The organism is Streptomyces sp. NPDC057002 (assembly GCF_042673825.1).
Lineage (GTDB): Bacteria > Actinomycetota > Actinomycetes > Streptomycetales > Streptomycetaceae > Streptomyces.
Genome location: NZ_JBHURZ010000001.1, coordinates 458,029 through 477,734, shown reverse-complemented (window position 1 = coordinate 477,734; position 19,706 = coordinate 458,029). Strand labels below are relative to the sequence as shown.

The 19,706-nt window shown below is 72.7% G+C and carries 14 protein-coding genes and 1 pseudogene; 8 read left to right on the top strand and 7 right to left on the bottom strand.

Annotation, left to right across the window (positions count from 1 at the left end; translation table 11 throughout):
* Positions 1 to 81: 81 nt before the first annotated feature.
* The gene (locus ACFT32_RS02160) at positions 82 to 2,238 is read right to left on the bottom strand and encodes a SpoIIE family protein phosphatase (RefSeq protein ID WP_382487008.1); all 2,157 of its coding nucleotides are present in this window, start codon (positions 2,236 to 2,238) and stop codon (positions 82 to 84) included.
* Positions 2,239 to 2,457: 219 nt separating this feature from the next.
* Here ACFT32_RS02160 and ACFT32_RS02155 point away from each other — a divergent pair.
* A pseudogene (locus tag ACFT32_RS02155) lies at positions 2,458 to 3,081 on the top strand (LuxR C-terminal-related transcriptional regulator); the annotation flags it as partial.
* Here the strand turns inward: ACFT32_RS02155 and ACFT32_RS02150 are convergent.
* The 4 genes from ACFT32_RS02150 to lanKC form a co-directional block, all read right to left on the bottom strand.
* Positions 3,004 to 4,941: an ATP-binding cassette domain-containing protein gene (locus ACFT32_RS02150; protein ID WP_382484762.1), complete on the bottom strand. Its 1,938-nt coding sequence runs from the start codon at positions 4,939 to 4,941 to the stop codon at positions 3,004 to 3,006. The pseudogene ACFT32_RS02155 and the gene ACFT32_RS02150 overlap by 78 nt on opposite strands.
* Positions 4,938 to 6,695, bottom strand: a complete 1,758-nt coding sequence (locus ACFT32_RS02145; protein ID WP_382484760.1) for an ABC transporter ATP-binding protein — start codon at positions 6,693 to 6,695, stop codon at positions 4,938 to 4,940. Before ACFT32_RS02145 ends, ACFT32_RS02150 begins: the two co-directional genes overlap by 4 nt.
* 85 nt (positions 6,696 to 6,780) lie before the next feature.
* On the bottom strand, positions 6,781 to 6,897 hold the full coding sequence (locus tag ACFT32_RS02140) for a SapB/AmfS family lanthipeptide (protein ID WP_382484757.1): 117 nt from the start codon (positions 6,895 to 6,897) through the stop codon (positions 6,781 to 6,783).
* An 84-nt stretch (positions 6,898 to 6,981) separates the two neighbouring features.
* On the bottom strand, positions 6,982 to 9,588 hold the full coding sequence (lanKC, locus tag ACFT32_RS02135) for a class III lanthionine synthetase LanKC (protein ID WP_382484755.1): 2,607 nt from the start codon (positions 9,586 to 9,588) through the stop codon (positions 6,982 to 6,984).
* Positions 9,589 to 9,774: 186 nt separating this feature from the next.
* Between lanKC and ACFT32_RS02130 the strand changes: the two genes are divergently transcribed.
* The 7 genes from ACFT32_RS02130 to ACFT32_RS02100 all read left to right on the top strand — a co-directional run bounded on the left by ACFT32_RS02130 (position 9,775) and on the right by ACFT32_RS02100 (position 16,887).
* Positions 9,775 to 12,234, top strand: coding sequence for a SpoIIE family protein phosphatase (locus ACFT32_RS02130; RefSeq protein ID WP_382484753.1), 2,460 nt, complete (start codon positions 9,775 to 9,777; stop codon positions 12,232 to 12,234).
* 98 nt (positions 12,235 to 12,332) lie between these two features.
* Entirely contained in the window at positions 12,333 to 12,752 is a 420-nt protein-coding gene (locus ACFT32_RS02125) for a CBS domain-containing protein (RefSeq protein WP_382484750.1), read from the top strand.
* A gap of 125 nt (positions 12,753 to 12,877) precedes the next feature.
* On the top strand, positions 12,878 to 13,060 hold the full coding sequence (locus ACFT32_RS02120; protein WP_382487095.1) for a hypothetical protein: 183 nt from the start codon (positions 12,878 to 12,880) through the stop codon (positions 13,058 to 13,060).
* 104 nt (positions 13,061 to 13,164) lie between these two features.
* Positions 13,165 to 14,232, top strand: a complete 1,068-nt coding sequence (locus ACFT32_RS02115; RefSeq protein ID WP_382484748.1) for a glucose-1-phosphate thymidylyltransferase — start codon at positions 13,165 to 13,167, stop codon at positions 14,230 to 14,232.
* Positions 14,229 to 15,209, top strand: a complete 981-nt coding sequence (rfbB, locus tag ACFT32_RS02110) for a dTDP-glucose 4,6-dehydratase (protein WP_382484746.1) — start codon at positions 14,229 to 14,231, stop codon at positions 15,207 to 15,209. Before ACFT32_RS02115 ends, rfbB begins: the two co-directional genes overlap by 4 nt.
* Positions 15,206 to 16,087 (top strand): dTDP-4-dehydrorhamnose reductase, encoded by an 882-nt coding sequence (rfbD, locus tag ACFT32_RS02105; RefSeq protein ID WP_382484743.1) that lies wholly within the window; start codon positions 15,206 to 15,208, stop codon positions 16,085 to 16,087. The genes rfbB and rfbD overlap by 4 nt, the downstream gene beginning before the upstream one ends.
* Entirely contained in the window at positions 16,084 to 16,887 is an 804-nt protein-coding gene (locus ACFT32_RS02100) for a class I SAM-dependent methyltransferase (RefSeq protein ID WP_382484741.1), read from the top strand. Before rfbD ends, ACFT32_RS02100 begins: the two co-directional genes overlap by 4 nt.
* Positions 16,888 to 16,979: 92 nt before the next feature.
* Here the strand turns inward: ACFT32_RS02100 and rfbC are convergent, their stop codons facing one another.
* Together rfbC and ACFT32_RS02090 are read right to left on the bottom strand one after the other, a co-directional pair.
* Positions 16,980 to 17,588, bottom strand: a complete 609-nt coding sequence (gene rfbC / locus ACFT32_RS02095) for a dTDP-4-dehydrorhamnose 3,5-epimerase (RefSeq protein WP_382484739.1) — start codon at positions 17,586 to 17,588, stop codon at positions 16,980 to 16,982.
* A 4-nt stretch (positions 17,589 to 17,592) separates the two neighbouring features.
* On the bottom strand, positions 17,593 to 19,536 hold the full coding sequence (locus ACFT32_RS02090) for a glycosyltransferase family 2 protein (protein WP_382484737.1): 1,944 nt from the start codon (positions 19,534 to 19,536) through the stop codon (positions 17,593 to 17,595).
* Positions 19,537 to 19,706 lie beyond the last annotated feature (170 nt).

Genomic DNA, 19,706 nt, shown 5'->3' with positions numbered 1-19,706 from the left:
TTTCGGGCACCGTCCGACGGTGCGACGGGCCGGCCCTCCCCCGGGGGGACCGGCCCGTCCGCGTACCGTGCCAGGCCTGCCCTATCCGACGGCCCTGAGCAGCAACAGCGCGATGTCGTCGAGCCGTTCCTCCCCGTCCCGGTGGTGCCGCTCCTGGTGAACGAGACGGTCGGCCAGCTCGTCCAGCGGCTGGTCCCCGGCGTCGGCCAGCCGCCGGCCCAGGTCCGCGAGGGCCTCCTCGAAGTCCGTCCCGGGGGACTCGACCAGCCCGTCGGTGTAGAGGACGAGCAGCGAGCCGGGGGCGAGGGCGACCTCCGTCGTCGGGTACACCGCCGAGGCGTCGATGCCCAGCAGCGGGCCCCCGGCCAGGTCCAGGACCCGCACCCGCCCGTCCGGCCGTCTCAGCAGCGGTGGCGGATGACCCGCCCGGGACATCACGGCCCGGCCGTGCGCCGGGTCGAGCCGCAGATACAGGCAGCTGGCGAACAGTTCGGCCCCCAGGTCGAGCAGCAGCCGGTTGGTGCTGCGCATGACCTCCTCGGGCGCCTGGCCCACGGTCGTGTACGCGCGCACCGCGGTGCGGACCTGCCCCATCAGCCCGGCCGCCGTGACGTTGTGCCCCTGCACGTCCCCGATCACCGCCGCCGCCTTCCCCTGCGTGCGCACCAGGTCGTAGAAGTCACCGCCGATGTCCATGCCCTGAGTGGCCGGCACATAGCGGCCGGCCGCCTCGATCCCGGGCAGCGACGGCAGCGAGTGCGGCAGCAGCGCCTCCTGGAGGCCGTGCGCGAGCCGGTGCTTGGCGTCGTAGAGCAGGGCCCGCTCCAGCGCCTGGGCGATCAGCCCGGCCAGGCTGGTGAGCACCGCCCGCTCCTCCGTCGGGAAGTGGTGCGGCTCGGTGAAGGAGAGCACGCACGTTCCCACCGGCCGCCCCTGGGCGATCAGCGGCAGATAGGCCCAGGCCGCGAACCCGTCGGGGGTGGCGAGCCGTGCCGGGTAGAGGCGCTCCAACTGTTCCCGCGACTCGAAGAACGCGGGCACACCCGTGCGCAGCACCTTCGTGCCGGGCATCGGCTCGGTGAGCGGCATCCCGTCGAACCGCTCCACCACGTGCGCGTCCCGGTACCCGCGATGTCCGAGCACGCGCAGCCGGTTCGCCCGCGAGCCCAGCACGACCAGGGCCTGGCTGCCCACGGCGGGGGCGATCTCGTCCGCGACCAGCTGCACCACGTCCTGCACCCCCACCGCCTCGGTGAGCGCGCTGGCCAGGTCCAGCACCTGCGACATGGTGACCAGCCGGGACGGCTTGCCGTCGGGTGGCGGTGCGGCCCGGTTCATCTCCGAGACGGCCTTCGACCTGGTGATCCGGACACTGAGGCCCGTGGTGCTCGGATACAGCCGGAACGACAGCCACTCGCCGGGCGGGCGCAGCGCCACGAACGAGGTGGTGTGCTGGCTCATCAGCGCGGCCCGGTAACGGTCCTCGTACACCGGGTCGTTGAGCCACGGCACCGACGCCCACAGCTGGGTGCCGAGCAGCCGGCTGACCGGGACGTTCAGCAGCTCGGCCGCCGCCGCGTTGACGAAGCCGACCCGCCCGTGCAGATCCAGCGAGACCAGCCCGTACGGCAGCCGGCTCACCATCCGGGCCGCCTCGACCGTGCCGAGCGTGCCGGCGATCCCGCCCACCAGGGGCGAGGCCAGCATGTCGGTCTCGGGGTGCGGCGGGATGCTGTGCTCGGCCGCCCGCTCCAGCCGGACAGCGAGCCGACCGCAGGCCGCCGTCAGATGCTCGCGCTCATGGTCGGAAAGCTCCGGCGGATGCCCGCCCGGCCAGGTCACGAAGACCGCGCCGTAGACGGTGGACTCGGTGGCCACCGGTACCGCGGCCAGTGCGAACGGGTAGGGCAGCACCACGGCGATCCGCGGATAGTGGCGGGCCATCGCCTCCTCGCCGCCGACCCATACCAGCCGCCGCTCGCGCGCCGCGTCGGCGACCGGGATCGGCGAGCTCAGCCCCACCCGCTCCCAGGGCGCCGCGAACGCCCGGGGCAGCCCGGCCATCACCGCCATCTCCAGCACCGGCTGGTCCGGAGCCATGAGGTACACCGCGCCGGAGTGGGCGTGCACCTCGTCCATCATCGAGGCCAGCGCCAGGGACAGCAGCGGACGGCCGACCGGCGTCCTGGCGGCTGCCGGCGCCTGTGCGGACGACTGCCCCTCGGACACGCCGACCACCTCCTCGCACGGCCGCGCGACCGGGCTCAGGAACAAATCTCCACCCTGGCGGCCCGTCGCGCACGACGAGCGGCACCGGGACCATCCACAGTTACCGTCGGTTACAGTCTTCCGGCTCCATCAAGGGCGCCCGCGTACCCCGACGGCCGTTTCTCATGCCGCCGAAGTCGAAGCGCGGCCGGGCGTACGGGCGCCGCGCGTGCGCCCCCGCGCACCTTGATGGCTGGATCTTCGCGCCCACGCAGGGTCACCATCACGAACAATGGGGCAGACGCTCAACACGACGAGGGGGGCGTACAACGAGCCGAGGGGGTGGCAGTGATCCGGGTGCTGTTGGTGCATGACGAGTGTCTGGTCAGATCGGTACTGGCGGAATGGCTGACGGGGGAGTCCGATCTCGCGGTGCACGACACGCCGTGGCGCGGCGCCCCGGGCCTGGTGCGCTCCGTGCGCCCGGACGTCTGTGCGGCGGACCTGGAGTGCGCGGACTCCTACGGCATCCCTCCGCTGGGCGAGCTGTGCCGCCCGGGCCCGGACCGGTCGCGCCCGCGATTACTCGTGCTCGCCACCGCCAACAGACCCGGACTGCTGAAACGGGCGGTCGAGGCGGGGGCGCTCGGCTACGTCGACAAGGAGAGCTCGCCGCAGAACCTGCTGCGCGGAATCCGCCGCGTTGCTGAGGGGGAACGTTTCGTCAGCGACTCGCTGGGCTTCGGTTTCCTCAGGGCGGCCGAGATGCCGCTGACCCGCAGAGAGCTGAGCGTGTTAACCCTCGCCGCCGAGGGAGCCTCCATCGCGGAGATCGCCGGGAGCCTGCACCTGTCCCATGGGACCGTGCGCAACTACATGGCGGCCATCACCCGCAAGACCGGGGCCCGCAACCGCATCGACGCGATCCGCATCTCCCAGGGGCAGGGCTGGCTCTGACCGCCGCCGGGCCGGGCCGGGCGCCCAGGAGCCGACGAGGTCCCGGTAGAGCGCCGAGGTCCGCAGCAGTTCCTCGTGGCCGCCGAACGCCGTGCTCCTGCCGTCCATGACCAGCACACGCCCGGCGCGGCGGGCCGAGCTGATGCGGTGGGCGACGACCACCAGGGTTCCGCCCGGCCGCGCGGCGAAGGCCCGCTCCGCGCGCTCCTCCGTCTCCGGATCCAGGTGACAGGTCGCCTCGTCGAGCAGGGCGAGCGGGGCATACGACAGATAGGCCCTGGTCAGAGCCACCAGCTGCCGTTCGCCGGCCGACAGGGCCGCCGGGTCGACCCGTGCGCCGAGACCGCCGAGCCGGTCGGCCAGCGGGGCGAGGCCGACCGCCTCAGCCGCGGCCAGCAGTTCCTCCTCGGGCACCGGGTCCGGCCGAAGATACGCGAGGTTCTCGGCCAGGGTGGCGTCGAAGACGTACGCCTCCTGCGGGATGAGCACCCGGGCGGCGGCCGCCTCCGGCCCGGGCACGGTGTGTCCGCCCACCGTGATCGTCCCCCGGTCCGGCGTGAGGAGTCCGGCGACGAGTGCCGTGAGTGTCGACTTGCCGGTGCCGCTCGGGCCGACGACGGCCAGGTGGGAGCCGGCCGGGAGGGTGAGGTCGAGGTCCTGGACCACCGGGGTGCTGGCGGGGCCGTAGGCGAAGGTGGCGGAGGTGAGGGAGAAGGCCGGGGGCGAGCCCTCGCCGGGTTCCGGCGCGGGGCGTGCGGGGCCAGGCTTCGCCGTGGGAGTGCCGGTGTCCGCCCGGGCCAGCCTGCGCAGCACCACCGTCAGCCGGGAGCCGCTGGTGCCCAGGCCGTGGACCAGGTTGCGCAGGGCGGGCAGCAGGGACTGGGTGACGTAGGAGAGGGCGCCGACGAGGGCGCCCGTGGTGACGCCGTGGGCCAGGAGCCACGGGGCGGCGGCGAGCAGCAGCACGATCGGCAACTGGCCACCGACCGCCAGGGACGCCACGCGCAGCACGCCCCAGTGCGCCAGGGCACGCGCCGCGCGCAGTTCCGCCTCGACCCGTTCGCCGGTGCCGGCGGCGATCTGCGCCTCCGCGCCGGTCGCGGTGATGTCCCGCAGGCCCGGGCAGACGGCGCCCAGCTCACCGGCCAGCGCCTCGTCGGCGACGAGGAAGGTCTCCTGCCGCCGGGCCAGCGGCCGCAGTGTCACCGCGAACAGTGCCACTCCGGCGGCGAGGGGCGGCCCGACGACGAGCAGCAGCGGCGGGGCGAGGGCGAAGAGGCCGGCCAGGGCTCCGGCGGCGGTGAACACGAAGGAGCGGGAGACCATCACCAGTCCGGCGAAGGTGTCCCGGGCGATCTCCACCTGCTGCGTGAGCCCCGACAGCGAACCCGTGTCACCTGTCCGCACCCCGCGGGAGACGACCCGCTCCACGAGCCGGTCCCGGAGGGGCTCGACCAGCGCGGCGACGGCGGCGTACACCCGCGCGGTCCCGTACGCGCCGACGAGCACACCGACGCCGGTCACCGCCAGCCAGATCAGCCCGACATCCGCCCGCCCGCGCAGGAACCCCTCGTCCAGGGCGCGGGCGGGACCGTAGCCGATGAGGAAGGTCTGCCCGGTCTCGAGCACGGACCAGGCGACCAGACGGAGCAGCACCCGGCGGCGGGCCAGCAGGAAGCGCAGGCCCCGGGCGGGGAGGCCGGCATCGGCGGGCCTTCCGTCCTGCCCGGGGGGCTCCTGCCCCCGTCGGCGGCGTGCACGGATCCGGCCCGTCATGCCGGCACACCCCCCTCCGCACTCGCACCCGTACTCGCCGCTTCCGCACCCTCCCCGAACGCCGCCCGGTACTCCGCGAGCCGCCACAGCTCCTCGTGCCGCCCCACCGCCCGCACCCGCCCTCCGTCCAGCCAGGCCACCGTGTCGGCGCACGCCGCCGTCGCGCTGCGGTGGGCGACCAGCAGCCGGGTGCCGGCCGGGCCGTCGCCGAGCAGGGCGTCGGTGATGTGGCGTTCCGTCACCGTGTCCAGGCTGGAGAGGGCGTCGTCCAGGATCAGCAGTCGGCCGCCGTGGGCGAACGCCCTGGCGAGCCCGAGGCGTTGGGACTCGCCGCCGGAGCGCGGGGCGTCGGCGACGGGCGTGTCGTATCCGTCGGGAAGGCGGCGGACGAAGTCGTCGGCGAGGGCCGTGCGGGCCGCCTCACGGACGCGGGCGGGGGAGGGGTCCGGCAGGCCGAGGCCGATCGCCTGCCCGACCGTGCCGCCCAGGAGAGCCGGTCGGGCGAAGGCGTAGCCGACGGCGCGGCGCAGGTCGGCCTGGGGCAGGTCGCGCAGCGGCACCCCGTCGAGGAGCACCTCGCCCTCGTCCGGGTCGGCAAGCCGTCCGGCGAGCGCCGCCAGCAGCGATTTGCCCGCACCGGAGGGGCCGACCACGGCCAGTGTCGTGCCGCCCGGCACGACGAGGTCCACTCCGTCGAGCACGGTGCGTCCGCCCCGCCGGGCCGTCACGCCGCGCAGCTCCAGCCGGCCGGGCCCGTCGGGCAGCCGGCGCGCGCCGAACCCGGTCGCGGGCTCGGCCCGGACCTCCCCGAGACGCCGGGCCGCCGCACGGGCCCGGGCCAGGCCCGCGAGCCGGCCGACCAGGACGCCGACGCCCGTCGCCAGCACCGCGTACCGCGAGGCCGCGAGGACGTCCCCCACCGACAGCCGGTCCCGGGTGAGCAGCACACCGGCCACGGCGACGACTCCGAGATGCAGCAGCGGCGCCACGGCCACCGCCTGCGCGGCGGCCCGCCCCTGCACCCGCCACATGCGGTGTCCGGCCCGGGACAGATCGGGCAGCGGCCGCAGCACACGGGCGGTCTCCTTGTCCTCCGTACCCGCCGCCCGGACGGTGCGGACGCCCTCGACGGCCTCCGCCAGCGCGGCCGCGATCCGGCCCTGGGCCTGCTGATACCGGGCCGCGCTCGTCGAGGTGTCACGGGAGACGGCGCGCAGCAGAAGAGTGAGGACGGGGGCTCCGGCGAGGAAGACGGCCGCGAGCCACCAGTCGATCAGGCTGAGCGCGACCACGCCGCCGATCGGGCCGGCGAGCGCCGCCAGGAGCGCCGCCCGGGCCGCGGGCGTGGTCCCGGCCTCGGCCGCGTTGCCGACCAGACGCGCGACGAGGTCACCGGAGCCGAAGCGGTCGGCCGCCCGGGGGCCGACGCCCAGGACGTGCCCGGTCAGTGTGCGGCGCAGCCACGCGATGGTTCGGGCGTCGACGGTGCCGGTGAGGACGGTCTGCGCCGCGTCGAGCAGGGCGAGCAGCAGCACGAGGCCGGCGCAGTAGAGCACCCAGCGGGTCGCCGGAGCCTGCGCCAGCAGAAGATCGAGGGCCCGGCCGAGTGCGGCCGGCAGCAGCAGTCCGGCACCGGTCGCGGCGATGCTCACCAGGCACAGGGCCACACAGCGGGCCCCGCTGTACCGGGTGGCCGTACGCAGCAGCGTGCGGGCGTGTCCGGCCGCCGGGTCGTCGTCACCACGCGTGCTCATAGGGGCCTTTCGCGGGACGGGAGGGACCCCGGGCGGCCCCGTCCCCGAAGGGAGAAGGCCGCCCGGTGCCGTACCGCAGACGCGGTCAGAGACAGAGCAGGACGCTCGCGGCGCTGATGCAGGAGATCAGGCTCACCGTGCTGTTGCCGCCGCCGTCCGTGCGCTCTTCGGACTCGATCGTCTGCAGGTCGAGAAGTGCCATGGTGTGTCCTTCCGTTGGGTGTCCGTCCGTGGTCATCCGTGGGGACGGGGTGGTGTCACGACTCCGCGGGATCGCGGAACCGCGTCAGTGGGGCCGCCGGTGCGGCGGCGGGAGGAACGGCAGGTGGGCGTCGGTCGCCGGGTCGAGGGCCGCGCCGAGCGCCAGCAGGCACCCTGCCGTTCCGGTGGCGAGATCCATGGACAGCCGCATCATCTGGTGGCCGGGGAAGGCCAGTTGGCCCTGGTAGGCCATCGCGCACCAGCCGAGCCCGGCGATCTGCCCGGCCAGCCGGTCCGCGGTCGCGCCCGGCGTGGTCGTGCGGCTGAGGTGCAGGACCATTCCGGCGCGGCCCTGGAAGAGCCCGGGCTGCGCGTAGAAGCGTGAGGTGGCCGCGGTGAGCACACCGGAGCGGGCCTGCTCGAACTCCGCGGCGAGGTCCGGGGCGTGGGCCACGAGGTCGTCGAGGACCATGCCGAGTCCCGCGCTGCCGTCGCCGAGGTAGGGCAGGGTCCGCCAGCCCTCGTCGACCTCCAGCGCCCCGCCCTCGCGGGTCGCGCAGGACTCCAGGTCCCGGCGCAGGGCGATGGCCGCGGCGTCCAGCCATGCCGTCCGGCCGGTCCACTCGTACTGCCGCAGCATGAGCAGCGCGGGGCCGCTCGCGCCCCGCAGCAGTCCGGCGCGCCGCTTGGGCGTGGCCGGGGGCGGCTCGGTGAGCCGCTGCACGAGGATCCGCGCGGCCTCGTCGGCCCGCTCGCGCAGCTCCGTCTCGCCGGTCGTCTCGGCCAGCCGGCCCAGGACCAGTCCCAGTCCGGCCAGTCCGCCGTGCAGGTCCGAGGAGAGGTTCTGCCACCGCTCGGCGAGGATGCCCTCGACCAGGTCCAGCGCCCGCTGCCGGTGCCCGAGCCGGTCCAGGACCAGGGCGACGCCCGCGAGCCCGTCGTACAGGCCGAGCGGCGTACCGACCGGTGCCGGTGCCGTCCGGGTGAGCAGCCAGCGCTCGCCCTCCTCGTACCGCTCGGCGCCGGCCGCGTCCAGCGCGTACAGCACCCCGGCGGCGCCGTGGGCGAGCCCGAGCCCGCCGCCGTCGGAGAACTGGGCGACATCGCCGGGGAAGAGCCGGTCGTCGCGCTCCGGGGTGGCCGAGGCGAGGATCGCCTTGACCATGGAGTCGCGGCTGTACGGCCAGTCCCCGGGGTCCACCGGTGCGGAGGGAGCGGCCACCGTACGGCCGGACACCTCCCGCGTGATCTCCGCGACCGCCTCGTCGAGGAACCCTCGCGGCACGTCCGGGAACTGCTGCGAGATCACCTCGGCCAGATGCGCCGCCTTGCCGCGGTCGACCACGAACAGCGTGGTCACGGGCAGGAACAGGGCCAGTCGCAGACAGGCCAGCGCATAGCGGTCGACATCGGCGCCCCGGCGGTCCGGCGGCGCGAAGAAGCCCGGGTGGGCGACGACCTGGCGGCCGTTCTCCTCGGCCGGGGCCGCCGCCTCGAAGTCGAGGAGGAAGACCGACTCCTCGTCCGGCGCGACCATGATGTTGAAGACGTGCAGGTCGTTGAAGACGATGCCGCGCGCGTGCACCGCCGCCACGGCCTTCTCCACCTCGCGGTGGATGCGCAGCGCCCACGCCGTGTATGAGGCGACGGCCCCCGCGTCGGGATCCTGGGCCAGCAGCGGATGCCGCTCGGCGAAGAACGAGTTGAGCGGACGGCCTTCCAGGAAGTCCATCACCAGGAACCGGTGGCCGCCGAGCTCGAACCAGTCGCGCACCTCCGGGACCACGCCCGTGCCCGCCACCTGCTCCAGCGCCCGCTTCTCCCGCTCCAGCCGGGCGACCGCGTCGGCCCCGTCCGAGGCGAGTCCCGCGTGCGGCCGGCCCTCCTTGAGGACGACCTTGCGACCGTCGCGGGTGTCGGTGCCCACGTACACCCCGCCGCCGTTGGAGAAGTGCAGCGCCTTCTCGATGCGGTACGGCAGCTCGCCCGTCGTCGTGTTGTTCCGCGCGTCGAGATGCGGCTGGAGGAACGCCGGCAGCGTCACCCACTCGGGCACCTGGAAGGACGGCGTCCGCCGGTCCGGCACCAGCTGGCCCGCGCCGTCGCGCACCGCCGGCACCAGCGAGCCCCGCTCGTCCACGACGAACGAGCGCGCGAAGGCGCCGTAGCGGACGTACAGCGGACCCTCGCCCCAGCGCAGATCGGTGAGGATGTACGGCCCCTCGAGCCCTTCCAGCAGCGCGCCCAGCTCGCGCAGGACCTCGTGCAGCTGCTCCTCGTCGGCCGGATAGACGGTGACGAACTTGCCGCTGCCGTCGCGGGGCGCGTACTTGGTGTTGCGCAGGTGCAGCAGGTGCGGGCCGGGCACGAACTTGAAGGGGACGCGCCGCTCGACGCAGTAGTCCCAGACGATCCCGGCGATCTTCTCCGCGTTCGCCCGGGTCGCCGAGGCGTGGATCTTCCAGCCCTGCGCGGGACCCTGGAGGGGCTCGCCGTCCGCACCGGGCGGCGTCATCGTCAGCCAGTCCCCGATCCGGGCCGTCTCCCAGCCCTCGGGCACGGGCCGGCGGGCCGTCTCGTAGAGGTGCGCGGCCGCCCCCTGCGAGGCCTCCTGCCCGCCTCGCGCCAGCCGGTCCGGTGTCTCGTAGAAGTGCCGGTCGGCCAGCGCGTACACCTCGTACCGCTTGTCCATGCGTCCCCCTCCGTGATCAGCACCGAGCCTCCCAGTCACGCGCCGGGCCCGGACAGTCACGGCTGTCACGAGAACAGCGTGCGGAACGCATGGGTAAAGACATGTTCGGTTCCGTTCGAGCGCCCGCGTCGGTGCTGGTCCACGGAACGCTCACAGGGGCTGCGCAGGTGTCGCATAAGCGCTGTAATGGCCAACGTGGTCAGTGAGGGCGCCCGAGAACCCCGAGAACGCAGAACGCGAATGCTGCGTGCCGAAGGTGCCCTCAAAGCGATCGCGGCCGATCAGGAATCGCCGGAAAGAGTGCACCGGGTCCTCGAACAGGCACTCGTCTTCGCCGGCGCCGCGTTCGCCGCCCTGTACACACCCAGCCAGGACGGCGAGCTGCTGCGCCTGGTGGAGTCGGCCGGGGTGCCGAGGACGCTGTACGGACTGCGCGACAGCTATCCGCGCGCCGGGCGGTCCCCGGTCGCCGAGGCCCACCGCGCCGGACGCCCCGTCTCGCTGGGCCCCGCGGAACTCGCCGAGCACGTCCAGGCCCGGCGCGTGCCGTCCCGGGACTTCTTCCTGACGGTCCTGCCCGTCCACGGGGACGGCGGCGGCTGTCTCCTCGCCGTCTGCGAGAGCCCCGACGGCTTCGACAGCGACGACCGCGCGTGCCTGCAACTGATCTCCGAGGCGGTCGCCTTCCCCGCCCCGGCCGCGCCCGCCGAGGGCGGTGAGCTGCCGCCCGGCGCGTTCAGCCTCGCCATGGACACCGGCCGCGTCCGGGCCGGCGACCACCTGCTGGACCTGTTCGGCCTGGACCCCGCGGAGTTCGACGGCCGCGTCGAGACCCTGCTCGGCATGACCGTGCCGGATGACCTGCCCTCGCTGATGTCCGTGGTGGAGGCCGACCACATGTCCATCGGCGACCGGGAGCTGGAGTTCCGGGTGCTCCAGCCCACCGGACCGCCGAAGTGGCTCCGGCTGCGCGGGCGCCTCCTGCCCGGCGGCGTGGGTCACTCGGCACGGCTCGTGGGCACCGTCGACGACGCCTCCACACTGCGTTCCGACGTCACCGACGTGGCCCGTGTCCAGCGCCTGGCCACCGCGCTGGCCACCGCCGTCACCGTCCGCGACGTCGGCAAGGCCGTGGTCGCCGCCCTGCGCCGGCCGCTCAGAGCCGACCGCATCGCACTCGCCGAACTGGAGAGCGACAGGCTCGTCGTCACCGTCCTCGACCCGCCCGAACCCGAGGCCTGGCCCGAGCTGTGGCGCCGGGAGTGGCGCACCGAATGGCCCGACGCGCCCGTACGCGCCATGCCCACCCTCGCGGCCGCACTGCGCGAGGGACGCGCCCGGATCTGGCCCGCCGGCAGCGCCCTGGAACGCGGCCTGGCCGAGGTCGGCCCCGGCGGCCTCGCCGTCCTTCCGCTGCCCGCCGGCAACCGCATGGCCGGGGCCTGCCTGATCGGCTGGGACACGCCGCACGACTTCGGCTCCGACGAACGCGCCCTGCTCACCGCCTGCGCCGGCCTCGCCGGACAGGCCCTGACGCGGGCCCGCGCGTTCGACGCCGAACACGAACTCGTCGGCATGCTCCAGCGCCAGCTGCTGCCCCGCCGCCTGCCCCGCCTGCCGGGCGCCGAGGCCGTCACCCGCTATCTGCCCAGCACGGCGGGGCTGGAGCTCGGCGGCGACTGGTACGACGTCATCCCGCTGCCCGACCACCACGTCGCCCTCGTCATCGGCGACGTCCAGGGCCACAGCGCCGGCGCCGCCACCCTGATGGGCCAGATGCGCACCGCCCTGCGCGCCTACGCCGTCGAAGGGCACACGCCGGACGTGGTGGTCTCCCACGCCAACCGGCTGCTCATGGACATGGAGAGCGACCTCTTCGCCACCTGCGCCTACGTCGACATCGACCTGGAGGAGGGCTCCGCCTGGTGCGTGCGCGCCGGGCACCTGCCGCCGGTGCTGCGCTACCCGGACGGTACGACCGAGATCGCGGAGGCCGAGGGCGGCCCGCCGCTCGGCGTGATCACCCAGGCCGACTTCCCCATGAGCCCGCTCCGGCTTCCGCCCGGCACCCTGATCGCCCTGGTCACGGACGGTCTCGTCGAGACGCCCGACTCCGACATCGACGAGGGCATGGAACGCCTCGCCGACCAGCTCGCCGCCTCCGCCCCCGTCGACCTGGGGCTCGTCGCCGACGCCCTGCTCGGCAGCGCCCAGCGCAGCGACGACGTCGCCGTGCTCCTGCTGCGCTACGACGGCATGGACCTGCGCCCGCTGCGGGAGAGCTGGACGGTCTGGCGTGTTCCGCAGGCGGTCGGGCACGCCCGCCGCTTCGCCCGGCGCACCCTGCGCTCCTGGGGCGTCACCGAGGACTTCGACGCCGCCCTCCTCGTCGTCTCCGAACTCGTCACCAACGCCCTCGTCCACACCGACGGCCAGGTCCGCATGGACCTCACCCTCATCAACAACCGCCTGCGCGTCGCCGTCGCCGACGCCTCACCCCGCTCCCCGGTCAGACCGGCCAGCATCGGCTGGGAGGCCACCGGCGGCCGGGGCGTCCTCCTCGTCGAAGCGCTCTCGGCGACCTGGGGCACGCTGCCGGTCAGCGGCGGCAAGCAGGTGTGGGCGGAGCTGGAGCTGGGGCGCTGAACATCCCGCACGAGTTCCTGGTGACCGGGCGGGTGCTCCGGGTACCCGGAGCGACGTCGGACGGGGGAACCGCGAAGAGCCGAGAGAAGAGGCACGTCATGGCTCAGCATGTCCGCGACATCATGACCGGCGACCCGGCGACGGTCGAACCGCAGACCTCCGTCGCCCAGGTGGCCCGCATCATGCGCGACGAGGACCTCGGCGTCGTCCTGGTGACGGACGGCGACGATCTGCGCGGGTTGGTCACCGACCGTGACCTGGTGATCCGGTCGGTGAGCGAGGGCACCGATCCGGAGCGGACCACCGTGGCCGGCGCGTGCAGCGACGACCTGGTCACCATCGGTCCCGACGAGGACCTGGTCCACGCGGTGGAGCTGATGCGCGAGCACTCCGTGCGCCGTATCCCGGTCGTCGAGCACGGGCACCCCGTGGGCATCGTCTCCCTGGGCGATATGGCCGTGGAGCGCGACCCGGAGTCCGCGCTGGGCGACATCAGCGCCGCGCGCCCCAATACGTGACGGGGGTGAACAGCTCTGCCCCGCAGACGCGTTGACAGCATCGGTCCGGGGCGTCACGACCGCGTTTGTTCGGTTTCTCTTCGGTTACTCGAACAGCAGCGGATCCAGAAGGAAGATGATGAGTCGTGACGTCCATGGACCTGAGTGACAAGCCCACCGTCCGCCGGCCCGAGACCGGCTGGTCGAAGGCACGCCGCCTGCGCGGCAAGGCCGCGCTGCGGACCTGCCTCCCCGCCGTGGAGAACCGGGCCACTCCCGGAATCACACGCTCCGGGTCGGAGTGGAACATCGTCAGGGGCGAGGACTGACCGCTCCGCGGGGGACCGCGCGGTGACCATCCGAGTAACTCCGCGCATCGACAACCAAAAGAAGTGATGTTCACATCCGCCGGATCGCGACTAAGGTGAACCGAATGAAGGCTCTCGTGCTGTCCGGCGGCGCAGGAACAAGACTGAGGCCGATCACACACACGTCGGCCAAGCAACTGGTGCCAGTGGCCAACAAGGCTGTGCTTTTTTACGGGTTGGAGTCGATCGCCGAGGCCGGCATCACCGACGTGGGAATGATCGTCGGGGACACGGCCGCAGAGATCGAGGAAGCGGTGGGCGACGGGTCGAAGTTCGGCCTGAAGGTCACCTACATCCCCCAGGAGCGGCCCCTCGGGCTGGCCCACGCGGTACTGATCGCCCAGGACTACCTCGGCGACGACGATTTCGTGATGTACCTCGGCGACAACTTCATCGTCGGCGGCATCACGGACCTCGTCGACGAGTTCCGCGACAGCCGGCCCGACGCCCAGATCCTGCTCACACGCGTGGCCGACCCACGCGCCTTCGGTGTCGCCGAACTCGACCCGTCCGGCCAGGTGATCGGCCTGGAGGAGAAACCCGATCAGCCCAAGAGCGATCTCGCCCTCGTCGGCGTCTATCTGTTCACGCCCGTGATCCACGACGCCGTGCGCGCCATCGAACCCTCGTGGCGCGGCGAGCTGGAGATCACCCACGCCATCCAGCACCTGATCGACTCCCGCGCCGACGTGCGCAGCACGGTCATCAAGGGCTACTGGAAGGACACCGGCAACGTCGGCGACATGCTCGAGGTCAACCGTACGGTCCTCGAAGCCATGGAGCGCCGCATCGACGGCACGGTGGACGACGCCTCGCAGACCATCGGGCGGGTGGTGGTGGAAGAGGGCGCCCGGATCGTCAACTCCCGCATCGTCGGGCCCGTCGTCATCGGCGCGGGAACCCTCGTCAGCGACTCCTACGTCGGTCCCTTCACCTCGATCGCGGAGAACTGCCGGATCACCGACAGCGAAGTGGAATTCTCGATCGTGCTGCGCGACTCCTCGATCCAGGGCGTCGGCCGGATCGAGTCCTCGCTGATCGGCCGGCATGTCGAGGTGACCCCGGCCCCCAGCGTCCCCAGCGCCCACCGATTCGTCCTCGGAGACCACAGCAAGGTGCAGATCACTTCATGAACCTCCTCGTCACCGGTGCCGCCGGGTTCATCGGCTCCCGCTACGTCCGTGCGCTGCTCGCCCCGGACGCGCCCGACGCGCCGCGCATCACCGTGCTGGACAAGCTCACCTACGCCGGCACCCTCGACAACCTCGAACTGACCCACCCCCGGCTGGAGTTCGTCCAGGGCGACATCTGCGACGCCGAACTCGTCGACAAGCTGATGGCCGGCGCCGACCAGGTCGTGCACTTCGCCGCCGAGTCGCATGTGGACCGCTCCATCACCGGCGCCGCCGACTTCGTCCGCACCAACGTGCTCGGCACCCAGACCCTGCTCGACGCCGCCCTGCGCTACGAGGTGGGCCCGTTCGTGCACGTCTCCACCGACGAGGTCTACGGCTCCATCGAGTCCGGCTCGTGGCCGGAGGACCACCCGCTGCAGCCGAACTCGCCGTACTCGGCATCCAAGGCCTCCTCCGACCTGCTCGCCCTCGCCTACCAGCGCACCCACGGCCTGGACGTGCGCGTCACCCGCTGCTCCAACAACTACGGCCCGCACCAGTTCCCCGAGAAGGTCATCCCGCTGTTCGTCACCAACCTCCTCGACGGCGGCACGGTGCCTCTGTACGGCGAGGGCCGCAACATCCGTGACTGGCTGCACGTCGACGACCACTGCCAGGGCGTCGACCTCGTCCGCACCAAGGGCCGGCCCGGCGAGGTCTACAACATCGGCGGCGGCACCGAACTCACCAACAAGGAACTCACCGGCCTGCTCCTCAAGTCCTGCGGCGCGGACTGGGACCGGGTGGAGTACGTCGAGGACCGCAAGGGCCACGACCTGCGCTACTCCGTCGACTGGAGCAAGGCCCGCGACGAACTCGGCTACCGCCCCGCCCATGACTTCACCACCGGCCTCGCCGAGACCGTCGCCTGGTACCGCGACAACCGCGCATGGTGGGAGCCCCTGAAGCGGCGCGTCGCCCAGGAGCGCGCATGAGGTGGCTGATCACCGGAGCGGGCGGAATGCTCGGCCGCGATGTCGTCGAGGAGCTCACCCGGCGCGGCGAGGACGTGGTGGGCCTGGACCGCTCCGCCCTGGACATCACACACCCCGAGGCCGTGGGCGCGGCGGTGCGGGAGCACCGCCCCGACCTGGTCGTGAACTGCGCCGCGTACACGGCGGTCGACGACGCCGAGACCGACGAGGCCCGCGCCCTGGAGATCAACGGCGACGGACCGCGGCTGCTGGCCCGGGCCTGCGCGGCGCACGACGCCCGGCTGATCCACGTCTCCACCGACTACGTCTTCTCCGGCGAAGCCGGGACCGCCGCCCCCTACCCGGAGAACCATCCGCCGGCCCCGCGCACCGCCTACGGCCGCACCAAGCTGGCCGGGGAGCGGGCCGTGCTGGAGGAGCTGCCCGGGGCGAGCGCGGTCGTGCGCACGGCTTGGCTCTACGGGGTCCACGGCACTAACTTCGTGCGGACCATGATCGGTCTCGAAGCCCGCCGCGACACCCTCGACGTCGTCGACGACCAGCGCGGGCAGCCCACCTGGAGCGCGGACGTCGCCGAGCGGATCGCCGACCTCGGACCCCGGCTCGGCCCCGACGCGCACGGCGTCTTCCACGCCACCGACGCCGGCGAGGCCACCTGGTACGAGCTGGCCCGCGAAGTGTTCTCCCTTCTCGGCGCCGACCCGGACCGGGTCCGCCCCACCAGCAGCGCGGCCTTCCCCCGGCCCGCGCCCCGCCCGGCGTACAGCGCCCTCGCACACGGCCGGTGGCAGGAGATCGGCCTGCCCCTGCCGCGCGACTGGCGCTCCGCCCTGCACGAAGCACTGCCCCGCATCCGCAAGGAAGGTCCCACTTCGTGAAACGCCATGAGTTCCTCCGGGGACTGCACAAGGTCAGCGCCAATCGCAACTACCTGGAGATCGGCGTCAACGACGGTCGCAGCCTGCGCCTGTCCCGCGTCCCCAGCATTGCGATCGACCCCGCTTTCAAGGTGGTCTCGGAGCTGAAGTGCGACGTCCATCTGGTGAAGGCCACCAGTGACGACTTCTTCGCCCGTGACAACCCCCTCCAGCACCTCAAGGGCGGCCGTCACCCGCTGCGCAACCTGCGCCGCGGCCGCAGCCCGATCGGCTACTGGCGCCGCACCACGCTGGATCTGTCGTTCATCGACGGCATGCACATCTTCGAGTACGCCCTGCGCGACTTCATGAACGTCGAGAAGCACTCCGACTGGTCCAGCGTGATCGTCTTCGACGACATGCTGCCGCGCAGCGTCGACGAGGCGGCCCGGGACCGGCACACCAACGCCTGGACCGGTGACGTCTACAAGATCACCGAGGTGCTGGCGCGCTACCGCCCCGACCTGGTCACGGTCCAGGTGGACACCGCGCCCACCGGCCAGCTCGTCGTCTTCGGCGCCGACCCGAACAACCGGGTCCTGCACGACAAGTACGACGAGATCATGGCCGAGTACAAGGTGCCCGACCCGCAGAAGGTCCCCGAGGCGATCCTCGAACGGGCCGGCGCGGTGGCCCCCGAGACCCTCCTGGAAGCGGGCTTCTGGCGCCCCCTCACCCAGGCCCGCAACCGCGGCCTGCCCCGCCGCATCGGCTGGGAGCCCCTGCGCAAGTCCCTGGAACAGGTGGGCGTAAGCCGCTGACCCCTTCTTGGGGTTGATGTGGGACAGACACAGGCCCGGGCGCTGAGCGCCCGGGCCTGTGGCGTGCGGCAGCCTTTCGGCGTGCCGCGGTGTCAGCCGTCTCCCCGGCCGGACCGCAGTTCCTCGTAGTACGCACGGCACGTCTCGTACGACGGGAGCAGACCCTGGCGTTCCGCCTCGGCCAGGGTCGGGGCCTGTTCGTCCTTGGGGGAGAGGACAGGGGTGATGCCCTCGGGCCAGGCGATGCCGAGGGCCGGGTCGAGGGGGTGGATGCCGTGTTCACGCTCCGGGGCGTAGCCGGTGGAGCACAGATAGACCACCGTGGCGTCGTCGGTGAGGGCCATGAACGCGTGGCCCAGACCCTCGGAGAGGAACACCGCGTGGCGGGTGTCGTCGTCGAGCCGTGCGGCCTCCCACCGGCCGTAGGTGGGGGAACCCACCCGGATGTCGATCACCACGTCCAGGACCGCACCGCGCACACACGTGACGTACTTGGCCTGACTGGGCGGCACATCGGCGAAGTGCACACCACGCAGCACGCCCCGCCGGGAGACCGAGCAATTGGCCTGGGCCAGGGCCAGATCACGGCCCGTGGCCTCGCGGAACTCCTCCCCGCGAAACCACTCGTGGAAGCTGCCCCGGTCATCCGGAAAGATCTTGGGCTCCAGAATCCAGGCGCCCTCTATCCCCAGTGGTCGCATGCCGTCACTGCCCTCCGATCCTGATACGGGAAACCACCTTCCGACGCGCGGTACCGACCACCCGCCGCGCCCGCCGTGCCAGCCGCAGCGCGACGCCGGGCCCCGGCGCCGGCACCACCAGCACCTGACCGTCGGCGGCGCGCAGCGCGAACGGCAGCCCGGTGAAGCGGGGCCGCTCGGCACCCGGTGCCAGGCAGACAGCCACCCGCCAGGTGCCACGCGAGAGATCCTTGGCGGGCATCTCTCCTTCCAGCACCGCCCCGCGCCCGTCCGGGGCGGGGGAGAGCGTGCCGGACGCGTCGAGGATCCGGCTCGAGGAGACCAACCTCAGCGGCACCTCGCTGTCGCCCTCGACATGCAGCGGGAGCGGAGCACGGAAACGGTCCCCGGAGACGGTGACGTCCATCGGCTGCACGCTGCCCAGACCGAGCCGCTTGCCCCGTGTACCGAGCTCCAGGGAGAGGTTGCCGTGCGGCTCCGTCCAGTACGGCAGAACCGGGCGGCCGCCGACGAGTCCCACGTCCGGCGTGGGCCGGGTCGCCCGCGGGGCCGGGCCCAGCCGGCACTCCTTGGTCCAGCCGCCCAGCTTGACCCGCACGACCGCGTCCCAGACGCCGTCACCCGGGAGGGCGGCCGGGTCGACGGTGGCGGTCGCCCGCAGCACCAGCCGGACCTGCTCGCCGTCCCCGACGGGCACGGTCTCGCGCGTGACCTTCACCGGCTGGAAGTACTGCGCGGCGCTCGAGCGCTCCCGCAGCAGCAGATCGGCCGTGGCCTGCCCGAAGCGCGCGCCGGTCTCCGAGGCCACCCACTCCACGCCCTCGGTCACGTCCTTGGGCGTGTCGTTCAGCGGGGCCGCCTCGGCGTCGGCGGGGAAGGTCATCGGCTCGCCGCCGGACGTGTACTCGGCTGTGAAGCCGATGCTGAGGGAGCCGTCCCGCCACTCCACGTGCGCGGGTGCCGCCTTGGGCGCGATGCCGGCCTCCCATTCCGCGAAGGACACGACGTCGTCGTACCGGTCGGCCGCGGTCAGCGCGGCGACGACCTGCTGCGTCGGCTGGAGCCCCGCCGAGACACCGGGACCGAACCGTTCGACGACGACCTCGTGGATCGCCCCGAACAGCTCCTTGCGGTAGTCGTCCGGCAGATTCAGGAAGCGCCGGGCCCGCAGCCGCTCGACCATCTCCACGCGCAGCCAGCGGCGGAAGAGCCGGTCACGCACCGGTCCGGGCTCGGTGTACCGCTCGACGACGTCGAGGGCCTCGCGGAGGTTCTTGAAGTACCCGGCGGGGTCGAAGCGCTCGAAACCGGCGTTGGAGCTGTCGTCGCGCCGGAGGTGGTAGTAGCAGACGTAGTCACTGAGCACGGAGACGTTCTCCGCCCGCAGGTACGCCTCGGCGATGAAGACGTGGTCCTCCAGGCGCCGTCTGCCCTCGGGAAAGCGCAGACCGATGCGGTCGAGGAAGGCACGGCGGATCATCTTGTGCGGGGTGAGGCTGTCGATGAGCGGGGCGTTCTCGACGGTGGCACGCGGGTGGTTGCGGCGGAACAGCTCCACCGGCACGCCGCGGCCCTTGCCGGCCATCTTGCCCACGACGACATCGGCGCCGTTGGCCACGCCGTAGTCGTACATCCGCTCCAGGGCCTCGTCGCCCAGGTAGTCGTCGTTGTCGACGAACATGACGAACTCGCCCGTGGAGGCGGCGATGCCCACGTTGCGGGGCTTGCCCGACCAGCCGGAGTTCTCCTGGTGGATGACCTTCATCCGGGGGTCCTCGGCGGCGAGCGCGTCGAGCCGGGCCGGGGTGGCGTCGGAGGAGCCGTCGTCGACGAAGATCACCTCGAACTCTTCGGGAGGCAGGGACTGCCTCTGCAGCGAGGTGATGCAGTCCTCGATGTAGATCCCCGGGTTGTAGACGGGGATGATGACGCTGACCTTGACCGGCATCGGGTTTCCGGGCCCCTTCGGGTCGCTTGCCGTAGACGTCCTGTCTTACTGCGTGTTGCCCGATGCTAACCCGGTAGACAACGCTGCCTCATCTTTCGAGACCTGGCCGTGATCATCTCCGTCGTTCACGGCAACTGAGCTGCGGGGTCTGTCTGTTCGCGGTCAAGTCG

Excerpts from the sequence above, each read along its gene's own strand:
- rfbD (WP_382484743.1), top strand. The coding sequence starts at position 15,206 with ATGAGGTGGCTGATCACCGGAGCGGGCGGAATGCTCGGCCGCGATGTC.
- rfbC (WP_382484739.1), bottom strand. The coding sequence starts at position 17,588 with ATGCGACCACTGGGGATAGAGGGCGCCTGGATTCTGGAGCCCAAGATC.
- ACFT32_RS02115 (WP_382484748.1), top strand. The coding sequence starts at position 13,165 with ATGAAGGCTCTCGTGCTGTCCGGCGGCGCAGGAACAAGACTGAGGCCG.
- lanKC (WP_382484755.1), bottom strand. The coding sequence starts at position 9,588 with ATGGACAAGCGGTACGAGGTGTACGCGCTGGCCGACCGGCACTTCTAC.
- ACFT32_RS02150 (WP_382484762.1), bottom strand. The coding sequence starts at position 4,941 with ATGACGGGCCGGATCCGTGCACGCCGCCGACGGGGGCAGGAGCCCCCC.
- ACFT32_RS02090 (WP_382484737.1), bottom strand. The coding sequence starts at position 19,536 with ATGCCGGTCAAGGTCAGCGTCATCATCCCCGTCTACAACCCGGGGATC.
- rfbB (WP_382484746.1), top strand. The coding sequence starts at position 14,229 with ATGAACCTCCTCGTCACCGGTGCCGCCGGGTTCATCGGCTCCCGCTAC.
- ACFT32_RS02130 (WP_382484753.1), top strand. The coding sequence starts at position 9,775 with ATGGCCAACGTGGTCAGTGAGGGCGCCCGAGAACCCCGAGAACGCAGA.
- ACFT32_RS02145 (WP_382484760.1), bottom strand. The coding sequence starts at position 6,695 with ATGAGCACGCGTGGTGACGACGACCCGGCGGCCGGACACGCCCGCACG.
- ACFT32_RS02125 (WP_382484750.1), top strand. The coding sequence starts at position 12,333 with ATGGCTCAGCATGTCCGCGACATCATGACCGGCGACCCGGCGACGGTC.
- ACFT32_RS02140 (WP_382484757.1), bottom strand. The coding sequence starts at position 6,897 with ATGGCACTTCTCGACCTGCAGACGATCGAGTCCGAAGAGCGCACGGAC.